The following is a 15,649-nucleotide window of genomic DNA, read 5'->3' as shown; positions in this document are numbered from 1 at the left end:
GATGGGCAAGGAAGATTTTAATTGACGATATACCAAAATAAAGCAATGTGATAACTAAACGGTCCTCCTTTTTATAAGGGCGTAGTCCAGTTTTACATGTTTGACCACTTCAGGATTCTCAAATAGGTCCACTGCCATTTTCCCAATCCATTCCAGCGGTAAGGAAATGGTCGTGATGTCGAGCATTTCACTCAGGCTATCATTATTGAAACCGAGAATGGCCACATCTTCCGGGACCCTTATACCCGATTTCTTAGCGGTAAGAATGAAGCCTGCCGCCGTGTCATCATTCGTGATGATGATGGCTTCAGGTTTATCTATCATCGAATTCCATTCCTGAAACAATTGTTCACCGTCTTTGATGTGATAACTGCCTTCAAACAGCCATTCTTTATTGTTTATCAGTTGATGTTTACTCATGATATCGTTAAAGGCCTTTGTACGATGGGAACTATTTCTGCTCTTTTTACGGCCGAGGCTGTATCCGATTTTCTTATATCCTTTAGCAATCACGTACTCAAGGGCACAGGAGAAAGCTGCATAATGATCAATGCTGATGGATGAGAATTCAGCCTGGGCTGTATCCTCACATAAAATAATCGGTCCGTATTTTTGATAATCCAAAAGGATTTTCATTTCCGAAATCCTTGAACAAACGATAATGCCATCGAGCTGCTTCATTTGCAGCATATTAAAAGCCTCGATTTCTTTCTCTCTGTCATAGTTTGTTTGAAAGATGACGATATGACAGCCAATTGCATTTGCCTGTTTAGTGATTCCGTTAACGATTGCCCCGTAATATGGGTGATTGTTGAAGGGGATGATTATGCCGATAAGATTTGTTTTACCTTTAGAAAGATGAATGGCATTTATGTTTCTCGTATAATTCAAACGATCGATGGCTTCTAAGACGCTCTTTCTTTTATCGGGGCTTACATATGGATGATCATTCAATACACGGGACACTGTTGAGACAGATACACCGGCACATTGAGCTATTTCTTTAATATTTGTCATGGTATCACCGTTTTTTCTTTTTTTATATTGTACAGTATGAAACCCATTTCAGGGCAAGAGAACAGTGCGGGGCTGCTGAAGATTTCTTCAAATAAGGTCTTGTTCTGGTATGGGTTTCATCCTTTAAGATTGTTTTAAGTCTTAGAGGAGGAGGAGATCATGATGTTCCAAACTTTAATCACCCTTTTTGTGCTTTGCGGAATCGAATTGGGATTTGCTTACTTGGCAATTTCCTTGAAAAAATGAGTGGCAATGCACATGGAATGCGTGAAATCCGCGTTTACTCGTGAATTTTGGCACTTTACTCGTGAAATTCACACATTTACTCGTGAATTTTGGCACTTTACTCGTAAAATCCGCGCATTTACTCGTGAATTTCACACCGTCCCGAAATAGCCCCCATAGTTTATATTCACCATTAAGACCCCACAATATAATATAACTTCAGCGTTAGTTTCATGTACGGAATGACTGACTGTCAGGAAGCTCCCTAGTGGAGCTTCCTGACAGTTTTTTGCTGTGTGTAAAAGTCATTGTCCTTTTTTGAAATGTTTGAAAAAATAGTTTCACTTTTTTTGTATATTTGTGTATAGTATAAAATAAGTTGTGCGCGGGAAACTTTTTAGCCTTTACGACAATGTAAAAAATTTACACTTAATTTTGCGTATGGCAAACTATTTTAGAAAGATGAAAAAGGGAGGGAATATGGATGGGTTTTCTGAAATCTATTGGGAGCGTGCTTGCTGCATTGCTGATTTTAACGGGGTGCGGCAATGATACGGTCGAAAGTGATAAAGGCAATGGTAAGTTGAATGTCGTTGCAACAACGGGAATGATTGGAGATTTGGTTGAGAATATCGGCGGTAAACATGTCGAGGTCACCAGTTTAATGGGTCCGGGAGTCGACCCCCATCTATATAAAGCGACGCAGGGTGATGTTAAGAAACTGGATTCGGCTGATATGATTTTTTATAACGGTGTGCACCTTGAAGGGAAAATGACGGATATATTTGAAATGATGAGCAAGGATAAACCGACGATTGCCGTAACGGAGGACTTCAAGGAGAACCAACTTCGCAAAGTGAGTGCAACGGAACATGATCCCCACGTATGGTTCGATGTAAAGCTTTGGATCGTTGCGGCGGAGGCAGTTAAGAAAGAATTGATTGCCAATGATCCGGACCATGAAGCAGAGTTTCGTGAAAATTATGAAGAGTACGTCCTGCAATTGGAGGAACTTGATAAATATGTTCAAGACGAAATTAATAAAATACCAAAAGATCAACGGGTGCTCGTTACGGCACATGATGCTTTTGGGTACTACGGTCAGTCTTACGGACTTGACGTAAGAGGTCTCCAAGGGATCAATACATTATCGGAATATGGATCAAAAGATGTGACGGACATGCGGAATTATCTTGTGGAGAACAAAATTAAAGCGATTTTCATTGAGTCAAGTGTACCAAGGAAGGCCATCGAGGCTGTCATTCAAGGAGCAGGTAAGCAGGGGCACAAGGTGGAAATCGGCGGTGAATTGTTCTCGGATGCCATGGGTGAAAAAGGGACGGAAGAAGGAACGTATATCGGAATGGTCCGTCATAATACCGACACAATCGTCCGTGCTTTGAAATAAGGGGGAGAAACTATGAATCTAGCAGCTTTGAAGGTCGAGAATTTAACGATTGCTTATCATAAGAAGCCGGTTGTCGAAGATGTCTCATTTGAGGTGCCGGAAGGGAATTTAATCGGTATCATTGGTCCCAATGGAGCAGGGAAGTCCACATTGATAAAGGGGATACTCGAATTGATCCCCAAAATATCGGGGCAAATCACAATAAAGGGTTCTACTTATAAATCGATGAGGAAGAGTATCGGCTATGTACCACAACGGGAGTCAGTGGATTGGGATTTTCCGACCAACGCACTCGATGTCGTGATGATGGGCAGATATGGTCATCTCGGATGGCTGAAGCGACCAGGTAAGTCCGAAAGGCAGAAGGGGATGGAGTGCCTGGAAAAGGTGGGGATGGCTGAATACGCTAACCGTCAGATCAGCCAGCTATCAGGTGGACAGCAGCAACGGATATTCCTGGCCCGTGCATTGGCACAGGAAGCGGATATTTATTTTATGGATGAACCGTTCGTAGGGGTGGATGCCGCAACAGAGAAAGCAATCATACAATTGCTGATGGAATTGAAGGAAAAAGGCAAAACCGTTCTGGTTGTGCACCATGATCTATCCACTGTGAAGGAATATTTCGACTGGACGATGTTATTGAATAAAAAGGTGATGAAAATAGGTCCGACGGAGGAAGTATTCATTCCCGAACACTTACAGGCAACATATGGAGGCCGCCTAGCGATACTATCAGACACGAAGTCCGGCCTTTTATTAAAATGAGGTGTACATGATGAACATACTGGATATTATTACTGATCCAAATACAAGGTGGATATTGCTTGGCACGATGTTCCTCGGATTAAGCAGCGGGGTCATCGGCAGCTTTGCCTACCTCAGAAAGCAGTCTTTGCTTGGCGACACGCTCGCACATGCAGCGTTACCCGGTATCTGTGTCGCCTTTATGTTAACTGGAGTGAAATCCACTTCCTACTTTCTAATAGGTGCTGCCCTGGCTGGCTTAGTGGCTGTCTTCTTGATCAGTGTGCTAACGAGATACAGTAAGATCAAGCAGGATGCGGCCTTGGGAATCGTCTTATCTTCCTTCTTTGGCTTCGGAATTGTCATGCTTACACAGATTCAGCAGAGTGAGTATGGAAACCAGAGTGGATTGGATACTTTTTTATTTGGGCAGACGGCGTCAATGGTCATGTCAGATGTATATATGATGATGACGGTTTCCTTTATTCTCATTTTCACTTGTACCGTATTTTTTAAAGAGTTCAAATTACTTTCCTTTGACCCTGGGTTTGCTAAGGGGATGGGATTGCCGGTTGTTTTTCTGGATTATTTCATCATGATGCTGATCGTGGCAGCTGTGGTGATCGGTATCCAGGCTGTAGGCGTCGTATTGATGGCATCTTTACTGATCACGCCTGCGGTTTCTGCGAGGTATTGGACTGAGCGGCTGCATATCATGGTCATCCTGTCTGGTATATTCGGAATGTTGAGCGGTGTGTCTGGAACGTTGATCAGTACATCGGTCAATGATTTGCCAACAGGACCGTTAATTGTCTTATCCGCGACGGTATGGTTTTTCTTTTCCATGCTTTTTGCACCTAAACGCGGACTGCTTTCATCTATATGGAGAAGGGTATCGACGAAAAAGAAATATTCTCTAGAACAGAATAGAAGGAAAGGGAGCCACTCATCATGAATGATTTTTGGATTATTTTAGTCGGAGCATTGGTGGCGAGTGCTTGCAGTGTATTAGGATGCTTTTTGATAGTCAGGAAAATGACGTTGATTGGGGATGCCATCAGTCATTCCGTTTTGCCGGGAATCGTATTGGCATTTTTAATAACCGGGACTCGTGACTCTGTTCCAATGCTGATAGGGGCAGCTGCGCTCGGTTTGCTCACCGTATTCTTGATCCAGCTTTTCCAATCGTCGGGCGTTCAATCTGACGCAGCGATCGGGATTGTATTCACTTCACTTTTTGCAACGGGGATCGTACTCGTGAGCTTGTATACGCAACAAATAGATTTTGACCTGGAACATGTCCTTTATGGAGAAATAGCCTATACTCCCTGGAACACGATGACAATCGCGGGAATCGAAGCTGGACCAAAAGCTGTTTGGATTGTCGGCAGCTGCTTTATCCTGAACCTCATACTGATCTTCCTTTTCTTCAAACAGTTTAAACTCGTGTCATTTGATCCATCACTTGCGGCTGCAATGGGAATTCCTGTACTGTTCTTTCATTACTTATTGATGAGCCTCATTTCACTGACAACTGTAGCTTCTTTTGATAGTGTAGGTTCCATTTTAGTAGTTGGAATGCTCATCATACCTGCGGCGACGGCCTATCTGCTCTCAGACCGTTTAAGCCGCATGATATTGGTCAGTATCGGGGTCGGGTTGCTAAGTTCCGTCATCGGCTACTATTCAGCCACCATTTTGGATGCCTCGATATCAGGTTGCATGGTGGGATCGGCCGCCATATTATTCGGATTGGCCTTTCTCTTTTCCCCAAGCCATGGATTGGTCAGCAGATTGCTGAAACGGAGAAAATCAAAGGAATCACATGCATAGTTCCCCCTGCCTACAGGCTTCTTGGAAATAACTCCATGAAGCCTGTAAACAATTCTTCGATATAGTTGTGATTTTATTTGTTTAAAGTATAATGAATAAGTGTATTTATAGATGTATCGCAGGAGCCTTTTTAAGGGAGAGTTAAGTATGGAAGAACAAAATAAATTTTCATCTCGAATAGATTTTTCTTTGGTCACAATATTGCTGTTATTATGCGTTGGAAGTTGCCTAGCAATCTATAGTGCCCAAACGACTGGACAGTACGCTGAAAACTTCTTAATTAAACAAATTTTTTGGTATATAGTGGGGATTGGAATCGTATTAGGGTTCATCACACTGGATTCGGACCAACTGAAAAAAATCTCTTGGTATGCCTATGGCTTCGGATTATTTTTGCTATTTTTGCTGATCATTATGCCAAGTAGCATCGTACCTAATATTAATGGTGCAAGAAGCTGGTTCGTCATTCCGGGAATCGGTTCGATTCAGCCATCGGAATTCATGAAGGTTTTCCTGATTTTGGCTCTAGCCAATGTCATATCGAACCATCATCTCAAAAACACGCTGAAAACGATTCAAACGGATATCTGGCTGCTTATTAAAATCGGTCTTGTGACCGGTGCGCCCTTATTGTTAATCATGCAACAGCCGGATTTGGGTACCTCGCTTGTTATCATGTCAATCATGCTCGGAATGATTTTCATATCAGGGGTAACATGGAAGATCCTGCTGCCGATCGTTTCGGGAGGAATTGTCGTCGCTTCCACTGTCCTGTACTTTGTACTTTGGAAGCCGGAAATCCTGGAAAAATACCTAGGGGTAAAATCCTATCAATTCGGCCGTATCTATTCCTGGCTGGATCCATATAATTATGCCAGCTCCGAAGGATATCACTTAACCAGATCCTTACTGGCCATCGGCTCCGGTCAGACAACGGGCAAGGGAATCGGTTCGAGGGAAGTGTATTTGCCTGAGAGTCATTCGGATTTCATTTTCAGCATCATCGGTGAAGAATTCGGCTTCATCGGATCAAGCATCATTATTTCCTTGTTTTTCCTATTGATTTACCATATAACAAAAACGGGAATGGACACGAAAAATAACTTCTATACATATATCTGTGTTGGCGTTATAAGCATGTTGACGTTCCACGTTTTTCAAAATATCGGCATGACTGTAGGCCTTTTGCCGATTACGGGGATTCCGCTTCCATTTGTCAGTTATGGAGGAAGCTCGCTAATGGGGAACATGATGGCCATGGGCTTAATATTCAGCATTCGGTATCACTATAAGAAGTATATGTTTTCAACGGATATCTAAAAATAAAGCCGGCCCCCCATGGGCCGGCTTTACTTGTAGCACAAAAACAAAAGGAGCAGAATCCACCCCCCTGAATGTTTGCTTATTGAATGTTCGTTCCAGATGGAAATTGATTTTTATAACCGGAAAATTGTTGATACGATTGGCCTAAGCTGGTTGCTTGCGCCTTTTCTAAACTATACCAGCCTTTTTCGAACATAAGGTTATAGAGTTCTCGCTGCATTTCCTGATTTTCTTTGGAAACGGAGAAAATGTCTTGGAATAATGCTTGGTTACTCATTTCATGCAGGGCAACGGAAAGGGAGTTACAAAAGTACTTTTCAGTTGTGAGCATATCATTTATAAAATCCCTGTCATTCATTTGCGGTGTCTTTGCCACGGGAGATTCAGGGTTTTGGACTTTGTTTTCATTGGGCATCAAGAACCCTCCTTTACTGGTATTGTTGTTGAACCTGGTTTTGATCCGGGTTCAAATGTTTCAAAATGGTATCGTAATGGCGTTGATGCATGAGTCCGCACCGATTTAACGCATCAATGATTTGCGGGTCCTTGCATTGAGTGGCAAAAAAATGTGCTTTTTTAACCGCATTAAGATTCCATGCAAGCATATCCGTTAAGTATAAGCTATCTTTCACCGAAACCATTTCCGGCGGCTGTTTCATAAAGCCGGTGGACTGCTGTAGGCTGTTAAACGAATTTTGCTGTTCCATCATTCTACCTCCTTAAGTGTTCTTTAAACGAGCTTAATTTTCCCTTCATGAATTTTTTTTATTCTTGATTCTAAATATCTGAAAAATGAATTAAATGGTAAAATAATCTTGTGCATCTATTTTCCAAAATGATTTGGAGGGGAATGCAGATGGAAAGAGTTTTGAAAAATCTATTCCTTTTTTTATCAAAGAATAAAGGCATGACAAAGGCAGCGAAAAAATACGGGCTGCGGTTTGGGGCATCTCGTTTCGTGGCAGGGGAATCCTTGGATATGGCATGTGAAGTAATTGTAGATCTTAACCGGAAAGGGCTTGCTGTCACCATTGATTATTTAGGTGAATTCATTGAAGATGAACAAGAAGCAAGGAAGATGGCAGATGAGTGCATCGAAGCGATCCGCATGATCGGCACAAATGAACTGGATTCACAGTTATCCCTGAAGCTGACCTCAATGGGCCTGGATGTGTCCGAACGAGCCGTAATGAATAACATGCGGAGGATCTTAGATGAAGCTAAGGCCCATCGTGTTTTCGTGACGCTTGATATGGAAGATTTTCCTCGCTGTCAGCCGACTTTGGATGTATTCAAAAACCTTATGTCTGAATATAATGAATTGGGGACTGTCATCCAAGCTTATCTGTATCGGACTGAGAAGGATATTGAGGAACTGGATGCATACCAGCCGAATCTAAGACTTGTTAAAGGAGCTTATAAAGAACCGAGGGAAGTGGCCTTTCCCGAGAAAAAAGATGTGGATGAGAATTTCAAGAAAATCATCAAGAAGCATATGCAAAATGGCCATTACACAGCCGTTGCCACACATGATGATAAAATCATTGATTATACGAGGGACTTGGTCAAAGATCAGGGAATTCCCCTGGATCGTTTTGAATTTCAAATGTTATATGGCATCCGCACTGAAAAGCAGCTTGAACTTGCTAAAGAAGGATATAAGGTAAGGGTGTATGTTCCATATGGTACGGATTGGTATGGATATTTCATGCGCCGCCTTGCGGAGAGACCTGCCAATATTGCTTTCGTTTTAAAAGGCCTATTCAAGAAATAGGAAGCGAGAGCCGCCCCGGAGAAGGGACGGCTGCTCAAATTAAGAAGGATTATCTTTTGAACTGATTGTTCTGGCTGTTCACTTTATTGATTCCATGTTGACGTTCGGCGCCAGGTCCGGCATTGCCTTTAACGCTTGCTGCGCTTACGGCTGCTTTAGAAGGATTATCTTTACGCTTCATTATATAGGTCACCTCCTGCCCAGTTATTTTTTACTGAACGGAGGAGAAATAACCTAAAGAACCCGGAGAAAAAAATATTTTTTTTCCTGTTTAATCATTGCGGAATTTCCAAATATATTCTATATTAGTAATAAGAAAAAATATTCAAAATTTTTTTAAATTAAAAATGAATGAGCATTCATTCAATAAATTGCGTAAGGGGGATATAAACTTGGTTCGACAAATACGAAAGGCTGCTGTTCTAGGGTCAGGAGTTATGGGATCAGGGATTGCTGCACACCTTGCTAACATCGGCATTCCGACTTTATTATTGGATATTGTACCTCGTGAACTCACTGAGGATGAAAAGAAAAAGGGACTTACATTAGATAATAAACAAGTGCGTAACCGCATCAGCCAAACTGCGATTACGAAACTTTTAAAACAGAAACCAGCTCCGCTTTCGGCTAAGGGAAACATTGCGTTGATCGAGGCGGGAAACCTGGAAGATGATATAAGTCGTTTAAAGGATGTCGATTGGATCATCGAAGTGGTCGTTGAGAAGCTTGAGGTTAAGCAAAGTGTGTTTGCCCAGGTTGATCAGCATCGTAAACCGGGAAGCATCGTTTCATCGAATACATCCGGAATCTCAATCGAAGCGATGGCAGAAGGCCGTTCGGAGGATTTTCAAAAGCACTTCCTGGGAACCCACTTCTTCAATCCGCCGCGTTATCTTAAATTGTTGGAAATCATCCCTACTAAAGCAACTTCACCAGAAGTGCTCGAATTCATGAAACGATTCGGCGAAGATGTACTGGGAAAAGGTGTCGTCGAAGCAAAGGATACCCCTAACTTCATCGCAAACCGCATTGGAACTTATGGTTTATTGGTCACTTTGCGGGAAATGCAAAAAGGCGGATACAGTGTTGGTGAGGTCGATTCGGTTACAGGTCCGTTGATTGGAAGAGCAACTAGTGCTACTTTCCGGACACTTGATGTAGTTGGATTGGATACCTTTGCACATGTTGCCAGAAACGTATATGACCAGGTGGATGGAGAAGAAAAAGAAGTTTTCAAAATACCTTATTTCATGAATGAAATGCTTAAGAATGGGTGGCTTGGAAGCAAGTCAGGCCAAGGTTTTTTCTTGAAAAAAGGCAAGGAAATCCTTGAACTGAATCCCGAAACCCTTGAATATGATGCACGAAAAAGATTAAAAACGCCTTCCATCGAAATGGCTAAACAGGCCAAGGGCTTGGAAAATAAAATGAAAGCGCTTGTTTATAGCGAAGACCGTGCCGGCCAATTACTTTGGAATGTTCTGAATCCGGCGCTTGTGTATTCTGCCCAGCTGCTTGGGGACATCGCGGATGACATCGTGGCGATCGATCAAGCGATGAAATGGGGCTTCGGATGGTCCACAGGTCCCTTTGAAACCTGGGATGCGATAGGGATAGAAAAATCGGTAGCCCGAATGGAAGCGGAAGGCATCACCGTTCCGCAATGGGTGAAGGATATGCTCGCTAAAGGAATCACTTCTTTCTATAAAGAAGAAAATGGCATTGTTCACTATTATGATGATGGTGAATATAAAGAACTTGTCGAAAATCCTAAAGTGATCAATCTTAAAGCGATCAAGAAGCAAAAAGGCGTAATCAAGAAAAACAGTGGTGCAAGCTTGATGGATATCGGCGATGGAGTGGCTCTTCTTGAATTCACTTCACCGAATAATGCAATCGGTCTGGATATCATACAAATGATCAATGCGGCGGTCGACGAAGCGGAAGCGAATTTTAAAGGCCTGGTCATCGGAAACCAAGGAAAGAATTTCTGTGTAGGCGCTAATATTGCAATGATGCTGATGGAAGCGCAGGATGACAATATTTTTGAACTCGATATGGTCATCAGCCAATTCCAAAAGGCGATGCTTAAAATTAAGTACAGTGCAGTTCCCGTAGTGGTTGCCCCGTTTAATATGACACTTGGCGGGGGTGCTGAAGTGTCACTTCCGGCAGCCCGCATCCAGGCAACGACTGAAACGTATATGGGATTAGTGGAAGCTGGCGTAGGTTTAATCCCAGGCGGCGGCGGGACTAAAGAACTTTATGTGAAGACGTTGAAGAATATGCCGAAGGGCGTTGACTTCGACTTACAGAAAGTGGTTAACCAAGTATTTGAAATGGTCGCCATGGCAAAAGTTTCGACCTCAGCCGAGGAAGCGAGAGAGAATAATTTCCTTAATTCAGCTGATGGAATAAGCGTGAATGCGGATCATCAGCTATATGATGCGAAACAGGCGGTACTTTCCATGCATGAACAAGGTTATACCGCTCCAGCCCGCACAAAGATCCCTGTCGTAGGTGAAACTGGCTATGCCACACTTCTATTAGGGGCGGAATCCATGCGCCTTTCAGGATTCTTATCAGATCATGACCTTGTCATAGCCAAAGAGCTTGCATACGTCCTGGCAGGAGGAAAACTCCCATTTGGCACGGAAGTAGATGAACAGTATATCTTGAACCTAGAAAAACAGGCATTCCTAAAACTGATTTCGACTCCGAAATCCCAGGCAAGGATGCAGCACATGCTTGTTAAAGGTAAACCGCTCCGTAATTGATGAATAGATGAAGATATGGCAAAAAACGAAGATTAATAGATCGATAGCTTAAAAATGAGTAAGGGGGATCCTCATGAAAGAAGCGGTAATAGTAGCTGGAGCAAGGACTCCGGTAGGAAGATCGAAAAAAGGTTCTCTTGCTAGTGTACGTCCTGATGATTTAGGGGCTCTTGTTGTAAAGGAAACGTTAAAGCGGGCAGGTAAATATGAAGGCACCATAGATGACCTGATTATCGGTTGTGCAATGCCTGAAGCGGAGCAAGGATTGAACATGGCGCGTAACATTGGAGCATTGGCAGGATTGCCTTATACAGTACCGGCCATAACGATTAATCGTTACTGTTCAAGCGGGCTGCAAAGTATCGCTTATGGAGCGGAAAGAATCATGCTCGGCCAAAGTGATACAGTCATTGCAGGCGGAGCGGAATCCATGAGCCTTTTGCCAATGATGGGCCATGTAACACGTCCGAACGCGAGACTTGCGGAAACGGCACCGGAATATTATATGGGCATGGGTCACACTGCTGAAGCCGTTGCAAAAAAATACGGCATTTCCCGTGAAGATCAAGATGCATTTTCTGTTAGAAGTCATCAAAAGGCGGCTAAGGCCATTGCAGAAGGAAAGTTTTCCGATGAGATCGTACCGGTTGAAGTGACCCTCCGTTCAGTGGGACCAGATCTTAAATTAAATGAAAAATCATTTACTTTTACACAGGATGAGGGTGTTCGTCCAGGCACGACCGCTGAAGTGCTAAAAAAACTAAGACCTGCATTCTCTGTTACAGGATCCGTAACAGCTGGGAATTCATCACAAACGAGTGATGGTGCAGCCGCGGTCATGGTCATGGATAGGGAAAAGGCCTCTTCATTTGGGATGAAACCGATGGGTAAGTTCCGTTCCTTTGCTGTAGCAGGAGTACCGCCTGAAATTATGGGCATCGGACCAATTGCAGCCATTCCTAAAGCTTTGAAGCTAGCGGGTCTTGAGTTATCGGATATTGGTTTATTTGAATTGAATGAAGCCTTTGCTTCCCAATCCATTCAAATTATCCGTGAGCTCGGATTGAATGAAGAGATTGTCAATGTAAATGGCGGAGCCATCGCCTTAGGCCATCCACTGGGATGTTCGGGAGCAAAATTGACATTAAGCCTGCTTCATGAAATGAAGCGCAGAAACCAACAGTTCGGAGTCGTGACAATGTGCATCGGCGGCGGAATGGGTGCTGCTGGAGTATTTGAATTATTGGCGTAATCCCACGCCTCCCGGAAGCTGTCATGCTTCCGGCGGGCTTACCATCTTAAATACTTAGGAGGAAATGACATGTCAAATCAAACTACAGGTAGCCTCATTAAAGGCGGAGCCTTTTTAGTGGAAGATATTACGTATGATCAAGTGTTTACACCGGAAGATTATTCTGATGAGCATAAAATGATCGCCAAAACTGCCGAGGATTTCGTAGTGAATGAAATTCTGCCGCAGGTTGAACATTTAGAAAACCATGAATTTGACCGTTCCGTTAAATTACTGAAGCATGCAGGAGAAATCGGTTTACTTGGTGCTGATGTTCCCGAGGAATACAGCGGATTGGGTCTTGATAAAATCAGTTCGGCATTGATTACGGAAAAAATGGCGCTTGCAGGCGGGTTCGGAATTACACATGGTGCACATGTAGGTATCGGGTCATTGCCGATCGTATTATTCGGGAATGAAGAACAAAAGAAAAAATACCTCCCTTTACTGGCAACGGGTGAGAAGATTGCTGCGTATGCCTTAACGGAACCAAGCTCAGGTTCAGATGCCTTGGGAGCAAAAACGACGGCGAAATTGAATCCAGAAGGAACACACTATATTTTAAATGGTGAAAAACAATGGATTACAAATGCAGGTTTTGCAGATGTCTTCTGCGTATACGCCAAAATCGATGGCGAACAATTCTCCGCTTTCATTGTTGAGCGTGATTATAAAGGCGTATCAACTGGTGCTGAAGAGAAGAAAATGGGGATCAAAAGCTCATCCACACGTACATTAATACTTGAAGACGTACATGTACCAGTCGAAAACCTTTTGGGTGTAGCCGGAAAAGGGCATGTCATCGCTTTCAATATCCTGAATATCGGCCGCTATAAATTAGGCGTCGGTGCGGTCGGCGGATCTAAACGTGCCCTTGAAATTACAGCTGCTTATACGAATCAACGTCAACAGTTCAAAACGAAAATTTCCGATTTTAACTTGACGAAAGAAAAACTTGCAACAATGGCAGCTAAAATTTATGCAGCAGAAAGCTCTGTATATCGCACCGTTGGCCTTTATGATCAAAGACAAAGCAAATTGACGGATGAGCAAGTGAAAGATGGAAAATCAATGGCGGCTGCAGTTGCTGAATATGCCATTGAGTGTTCATTGAATAAATTCTTCGCTTCCGAAGTATTGGATTATGTTACGGACGAAGGTGTACAGCTTCATGGCGGCTATGGTTTCATGCAGGAGTATGAAATTGAAAAAGCATATCGCGATTCACGTATTAACCGGATCTTTGAAGGTACAAATGAAATCAACCGATTGCTTGTCCCGGGAACTTTCCTGAAGAAAGCACTTAAAGGGGAATTGCCGCTTCTTCAAAAAGCTCAAGGCCTGCAAGAGGAATTAATGATGATGATGCCGGAAGAACCTGGCGATGAGCCACTGGCACAAGAAAAAATGCTTGTTAGGAACGCTAAGAAAATCGGTATTTTGGCAGCTGGCCTAGCGGCACAAAAATACGGCAAAACTCTTGATCAAGAACAAGAAATCCTCTCTAACATTGCTGATATCGCATCCCTTGCCTATGCAGCTGAATCCGTGGTATTGCGTACGGAGAAAGCCATTGCATCTACAGGCCTGGAGAAGAACAAACAAAAAGTGCTTTACACTGAAATCTTCGTTCAGGAAGCTTTCAATGAAATAGAACAGCATGCAAAAGAAACGTTAATTGCTGTGGAAACAGGCGATACTCTTCGCATCATGCTTTCGTCGCTCCGCAAGCTGACAAGACACAATCCGATCAATGTCATTGCGAAAAAACGTGAAGCTTCCGTCAAGGTAATCGAAGCGGAAAAATATGCTCTGTAAGCAATGAATCAGAATCTGTAAAGGGAATGCCTGTTAAGGCATTCCCTTTTATTTACTTTGATGAAATCGCATTGGAAATTCAAAAGATATTTCGTTGTATTGCTTGCTGAAAACGGGTATTCTATTGATAGGTGGTGAAATGATGGGCTTAACATTATATTGGTACCCAAAATGCGGCACATGCCGTAACGCGAAGAAGTGGCTGGATAATCATGAACTGCAATATGAAGCGATCCATATAGCGGAAAATCCGCCTTCGCGAACAGAAATTGAACAACTATATAAAATCAGCAATTTGGAATTGAAGAAGTTTTTCAATACTAGCGGTCAAAAATATCGGGAGCTGGGCTTAAAGGATAAGCTGAAAGAAGCTTCTGAAGCAGAAATGCTTGATATATTGTCCACGGATGGCATGCTTCTGAAAAGGCCGATTGTTACAGATGGCAACAAAGTGACGGTAGGTTTCAAAGAAGAGCAATTCGAACAGGTTTGGAACTGAAATTTCACAAAATATTTGGTTAATTCCTTACTTAAACGAACAATCTACCTTATAATGTAATAGATAAAATAAGATGTACATATGGAGGGTTAATAATGACAACAACACCAAAAGAACTTCGTTACACTAAAGAACATGAATGGGTCAAAACGGAAGATGGAACAGTGCGCATTGGGATTACAGCTTTCGCACAGTCCGAGCTTGGGGACATCGTATTCGTTGAGCTTCCGGAAATCGGCGATGAATTGAAAGCGAACGAACCATTTGGAAGTGTTGAATCCGTTAAGACCGTTTCTGAGCTTTATGCACCTATCAGTGGCAAGGTTGTTGAAGTAAACGAAGATTTAAGTGACAACCCTGAATATGTAAATGAGTCTCCTTATGAAAAGGCATGGATGGTCGTGCTTGAACCATCTAATAGCAGTGATATTGAAAACTTGATGAGCGCTGAAGAGTATGAGAGTTTAATCAACGGTTAAATAGAAGGAGAGGGGGGACTGAAAAGGCCTGCTCTCTTTTTCATTTTGTACAGTGGCAGTTGCGCACATAATTCGTGAGATGGAGTGATGACATGGAGTGGGGCGAATTCGATAAAGTGATCATTGTAGAAGGCAGTTCCGATAGAAGAAAAGTTGCCTCCGTTTTAAATGAAGATGTGGAAATAAGATGTACGAATGGGACCATATCATTAACTAAGCTGGATGAATTAGTGGATGAATTGATGGATCGTGATGTTTATCTCCTTTTTGACGCAGATGAATCAGGAGAAAAGCTGCGGAAGCAGTTCCGAAGGGAAATGCCGGAAGCGAACCACCTGTATATTAATAAAATGTACAAAGAAGTGGAAAGCTCACCCGAACATCATATCGCAACTGTGCTACTATCTGCCAATATGAATGTGAAAATGAAATTTTTAAGTCAAAGGGTGAACGACTAA

At 42.7% G+C, this 15,649-nt stretch carries 16 protein-coding genes; 12 read left to right on the top strand and 4 right to left on the bottom strand.

Annotation, left to right across the window (positions count from 1 at the left end; genetic code table 11):
- Positions 1-54 precede the first annotated feature (54 nt).
- Positions 55-1,017: a LacI family DNA-binding transcriptional regulator gene (locus tag MKY17_RS26135; protein ID WP_098371500.1), complete on the bottom strand. Its 963-nt coding sequence runs from the start codon at positions 1,015-1,017 to the stop codon at positions 55-57.
- Positions 1,018-1,726: 709 nt separating this feature from the next.
- Here MKY17_RS26135 and MKY17_RS26130 point away from each other — a divergent pair.
- The 5 genes from MKY17_RS26130 (at position 1,727) to MKY17_RS26110 (ending at position 6,550) form a co-directional block, all read left to right on the top strand.
- Positions 1,727-2,650 carry a zinc ABC transporter substrate-binding protein gene (locus MKY17_RS26130; RefSeq protein WP_098371499.1) on the top strand — a complete coding sequence of 308 codons (924 nt, stop codon included), beginning with the start codon at positions 1,727-1,729 and terminating at the stop codon, positions 2,648-2,650.
- 12 nt (positions 2,651-2,662) lie between these two features.
- Positions 2,663-3,418: a metal ABC transporter ATP-binding protein gene (locus MKY17_RS26125; protein ID WP_076368189.1), complete on the top strand. Its 756-nt coding sequence runs from the start codon at positions 2,663-2,665 to the stop codon at positions 3,416-3,418.
- A 7-nt stretch (positions 3,419-3,425) separates the two neighbouring features.
- A complete protein-coding gene (locus MKY17_RS26120; protein ID WP_098371498.1) occupies positions 3,426-4,352 on the top strand; it encodes a metal ABC transporter permease in 927 nt (308 codons plus the stop codon).
- Positions 4,349-5,230, top strand: a complete 882-nt coding sequence (locus MKY17_RS26115) for a metal ABC transporter permease (RefSeq protein WP_098371497.1) — start codon at positions 4,349-4,351, stop codon at positions 5,228-5,230. The genes MKY17_RS26120 and MKY17_RS26115 overlap by 4 nt, the downstream gene beginning before the upstream one ends.
- A gap of 147 nt (positions 5,231-5,377) precedes the next feature.
- A complete protein-coding gene (locus MKY17_RS26110) occupies positions 5,378-6,550 on the top strand; it encodes an FtsW/RodA/SpoVE family cell cycle protein (protein ID WP_098371496.1) in 1,173 nt (390 codons plus the stop codon).
- Between the two features lie 82 nt (positions 6,551-6,632).
- Here MKY17_RS26110 and MKY17_RS26105 read toward each other — a convergent pair whose 3' ends face one another.
- Together MKY17_RS26105 and MKY17_RS26100 are read right to left on the bottom strand one after the other, a co-directional pair.
- Positions 6,633-6,968, bottom strand: coding sequence for a spore coat protein (locus MKY17_RS26105; protein WP_095394034.1), 336 nt, complete (start codon positions 6,966-6,968; stop codon positions 6,633-6,635).
- A 13-nt stretch (positions 6,969-6,981) separates the two neighbouring features.
- Positions 6,982-7,260, bottom strand: a complete 279-nt coding sequence (locus MKY17_RS26100; RefSeq protein ID WP_098371495.1) for a hypothetical protein — start codon at positions 7,258-7,260, stop codon at positions 6,982-6,984.
- A 149-nt stretch (positions 7,261-7,409) separates the two neighbouring features.
- On the opposite strand from MKY17_RS26100, the gene MKY17_RS26095 reads away from it, so the two are divergent.
- Complete coding sequence (locus tag MKY17_RS26095) at positions 7,410-8,327, top strand: proline dehydrogenase (protein ID WP_098371494.1); 918 nt, start codon at positions 7,410-7,412, stop codon at positions 8,325-8,327.
- 49 nt (positions 8,328-8,376) lie between these two features.
- Here the strand turns inward: MKY17_RS26095 and MKY17_RS26090 are convergent, their stop codons facing one another.
- Positions 8,377-8,511 (bottom strand): YuzL family protein, encoded by a 135-nt coding sequence (locus MKY17_RS26090; RefSeq protein ID WP_072273724.1) that lies wholly within the window; start codon positions 8,509-8,511, stop codon positions 8,377-8,379.
- A gap of 208 nt (positions 8,512-8,719) precedes the next feature.
- Between MKY17_RS26090 and MKY17_RS26085 the strand changes: the two genes are divergently transcribed.
- From MKY17_RS26085 to MKY17_RS26060, 6 genes are all read left to right on the top strand, one after another.
- Positions 8,720-11,104 (top strand): 3-hydroxyacyl-CoA dehydrogenase/enoyl-CoA hydratase family protein, encoded by a 2,385-nt coding sequence (locus MKY17_RS26085; RefSeq protein ID WP_098371493.1) that lies wholly within the window; start codon positions 8,720-8,722, stop codon positions 11,102-11,104.
- A 73-nt stretch (positions 11,105-11,177) separates the two neighbouring features.
- The gene (locus MKY17_RS26080; RefSeq protein WP_098371492.1) at positions 11,178-12,356 is read left to right on the top strand and encodes an acetyl-CoA C-acetyltransferase; all 1,179 of its coding nucleotides are present in this window, start codon (positions 11,178-11,180) and stop codon (positions 12,354-12,356) included.
- 69 nt (positions 12,357-12,425) lie between these two features.
- Positions 12,426-14,213 carry an acyl-CoA dehydrogenase family protein gene (locus MKY17_RS26075; RefSeq protein WP_098371491.1) on the top strand — a complete coding sequence of 596 codons (1,788 nt, stop codon included), beginning with the start codon at positions 12,426-12,428 and terminating at the stop codon, positions 14,211-14,213.
- A 142-nt stretch (positions 14,214-14,355) separates the two neighbouring features.
- The gene (locus MKY17_RS26070) at positions 14,356-14,712 is read left to right on the top strand and encodes an arsenate reductase family protein (RefSeq protein WP_098371490.1); all 357 of its coding nucleotides are present in this window, start codon (positions 14,356-14,358) and stop codon (positions 14,710-14,712) included.
- Positions 14,713-14,807: 95 nt separating this feature from the next.
- A complete protein-coding gene (gcvH, locus tag MKY17_RS26065; RefSeq protein ID WP_034310122.1) occupies positions 14,808-15,191 on the top strand; it encodes a glycine cleavage system protein GcvH in 384 nt (127 codons plus the stop codon).
- A 92-nt stretch (positions 15,192-15,283) separates the two neighbouring features.
- Positions 15,284-15,649, top strand: coding sequence for a toprim domain-containing protein (locus MKY17_RS26060; RefSeq protein ID WP_048688210.1), 366 nt, complete (start codon positions 15,284-15,286; stop codon positions 15,647-15,649).

It is taken from the genome of Peribacillus sp. FSL P2-0133 (assembly GCF_037975445.1).
GTDB classification, from domain to species: Bacteria; Bacillota; Bacilli; order Bacillales; family DSM-1321; genus Peribacillus; species Peribacillus simplex_E.
Note: the sequence above shows the minus strand (reverse complement) of the source record. Positions and strands in the feature narration are given on the sequence as shown.

Excerpts from the sequence above, each read along its gene's own strand:
- MKY17_RS26125 (WP_076368189.1), top strand. The coding sequence starts at position 2,663 with ATGAATCTAGCAGCTTTGAAGGTCGAGAATTTAACGATTGCTTATCAT.
- MKY17_RS26135 (WP_098371500.1), bottom strand. The coding sequence starts at position 1,017 with ATGACAAATATTAAAGAAATAGCTCAATGTGCCGGTGTATCTGTCTCA.
- gcvH (WP_034310122.1), top strand. The coding sequence starts at position 14,808 with ATGACAACAACACCAAAAGAACTTCGTTACACTAAAGAACATGAATGG.
- MKY17_RS26100 (WP_098371495.1), bottom strand. The coding sequence starts at position 7,260 with ATGGAACAGCAAAATTCGTTTAACAGCCTACAGCAGTCCACCGGCTTT.
- MKY17_RS26110 (WP_098371496.1), top strand. The coding sequence starts at position 5,378 with ATGGAAGAACAAAATAAATTTTCATCTCGAATAGATTTTTCTTTGGTC.
- MKY17_RS26105 (WP_095394034.1), bottom strand. The coding sequence starts at position 6,968 with ATGCCCAATGAAAACAAAGTCCAAAACCCTGAATCTCCCGTGGCAAAG.
- MKY17_RS26115 (WP_098371497.1), top strand. The coding sequence starts at position 4,349 with ATGAATGATTTTTGGATTATTTTAGTCGGAGCATTGGTGGCGAGTGCT.
- MKY17_RS26060 (WP_048688210.1), top strand. The coding sequence starts at position 15,284 with ATGGAGTGGGGCGAATTCGATAAAGTGATCATTGTAGAAGGCAGTTCC.
- MKY17_RS26120 (WP_098371498.1), top strand. The coding sequence starts at position 3,426 with ATGATGAACATACTGGATATTATTACTGATCCAAATACAAGGTGGATA.
- MKY17_RS26080 (WP_098371492.1), top strand. The coding sequence starts at position 11,178 with ATGAAAGAAGCGGTAATAGTAGCTGGAGCAAGGACTCCGGTAGGAAGA.
- MKY17_RS26095 (WP_098371494.1), top strand. The coding sequence starts at position 7,410 with ATGGAAAGAGTTTTGAAAAATCTATTCCTTTTTTTATCAAAGAATAAA.
- MKY17_RS26070 (WP_098371490.1), top strand. The coding sequence starts at position 14,356 with ATGGGCTTAACATTATATTGGTACCCAAAATGCGGCACATGCCGTAAC.
- MKY17_RS26075 (WP_098371491.1), top strand. The coding sequence starts at position 12,426 with ATGTCAAATCAAACTACAGGTAGCCTCATTAAAGGCGGAGCCTTTTTA.
- MKY17_RS26130 (WP_098371499.1), top strand. The coding sequence starts at position 1,727 with ATGGGTTTTCTGAAATCTATTGGGAGCGTGCTTGCTGCATTGCTGATT.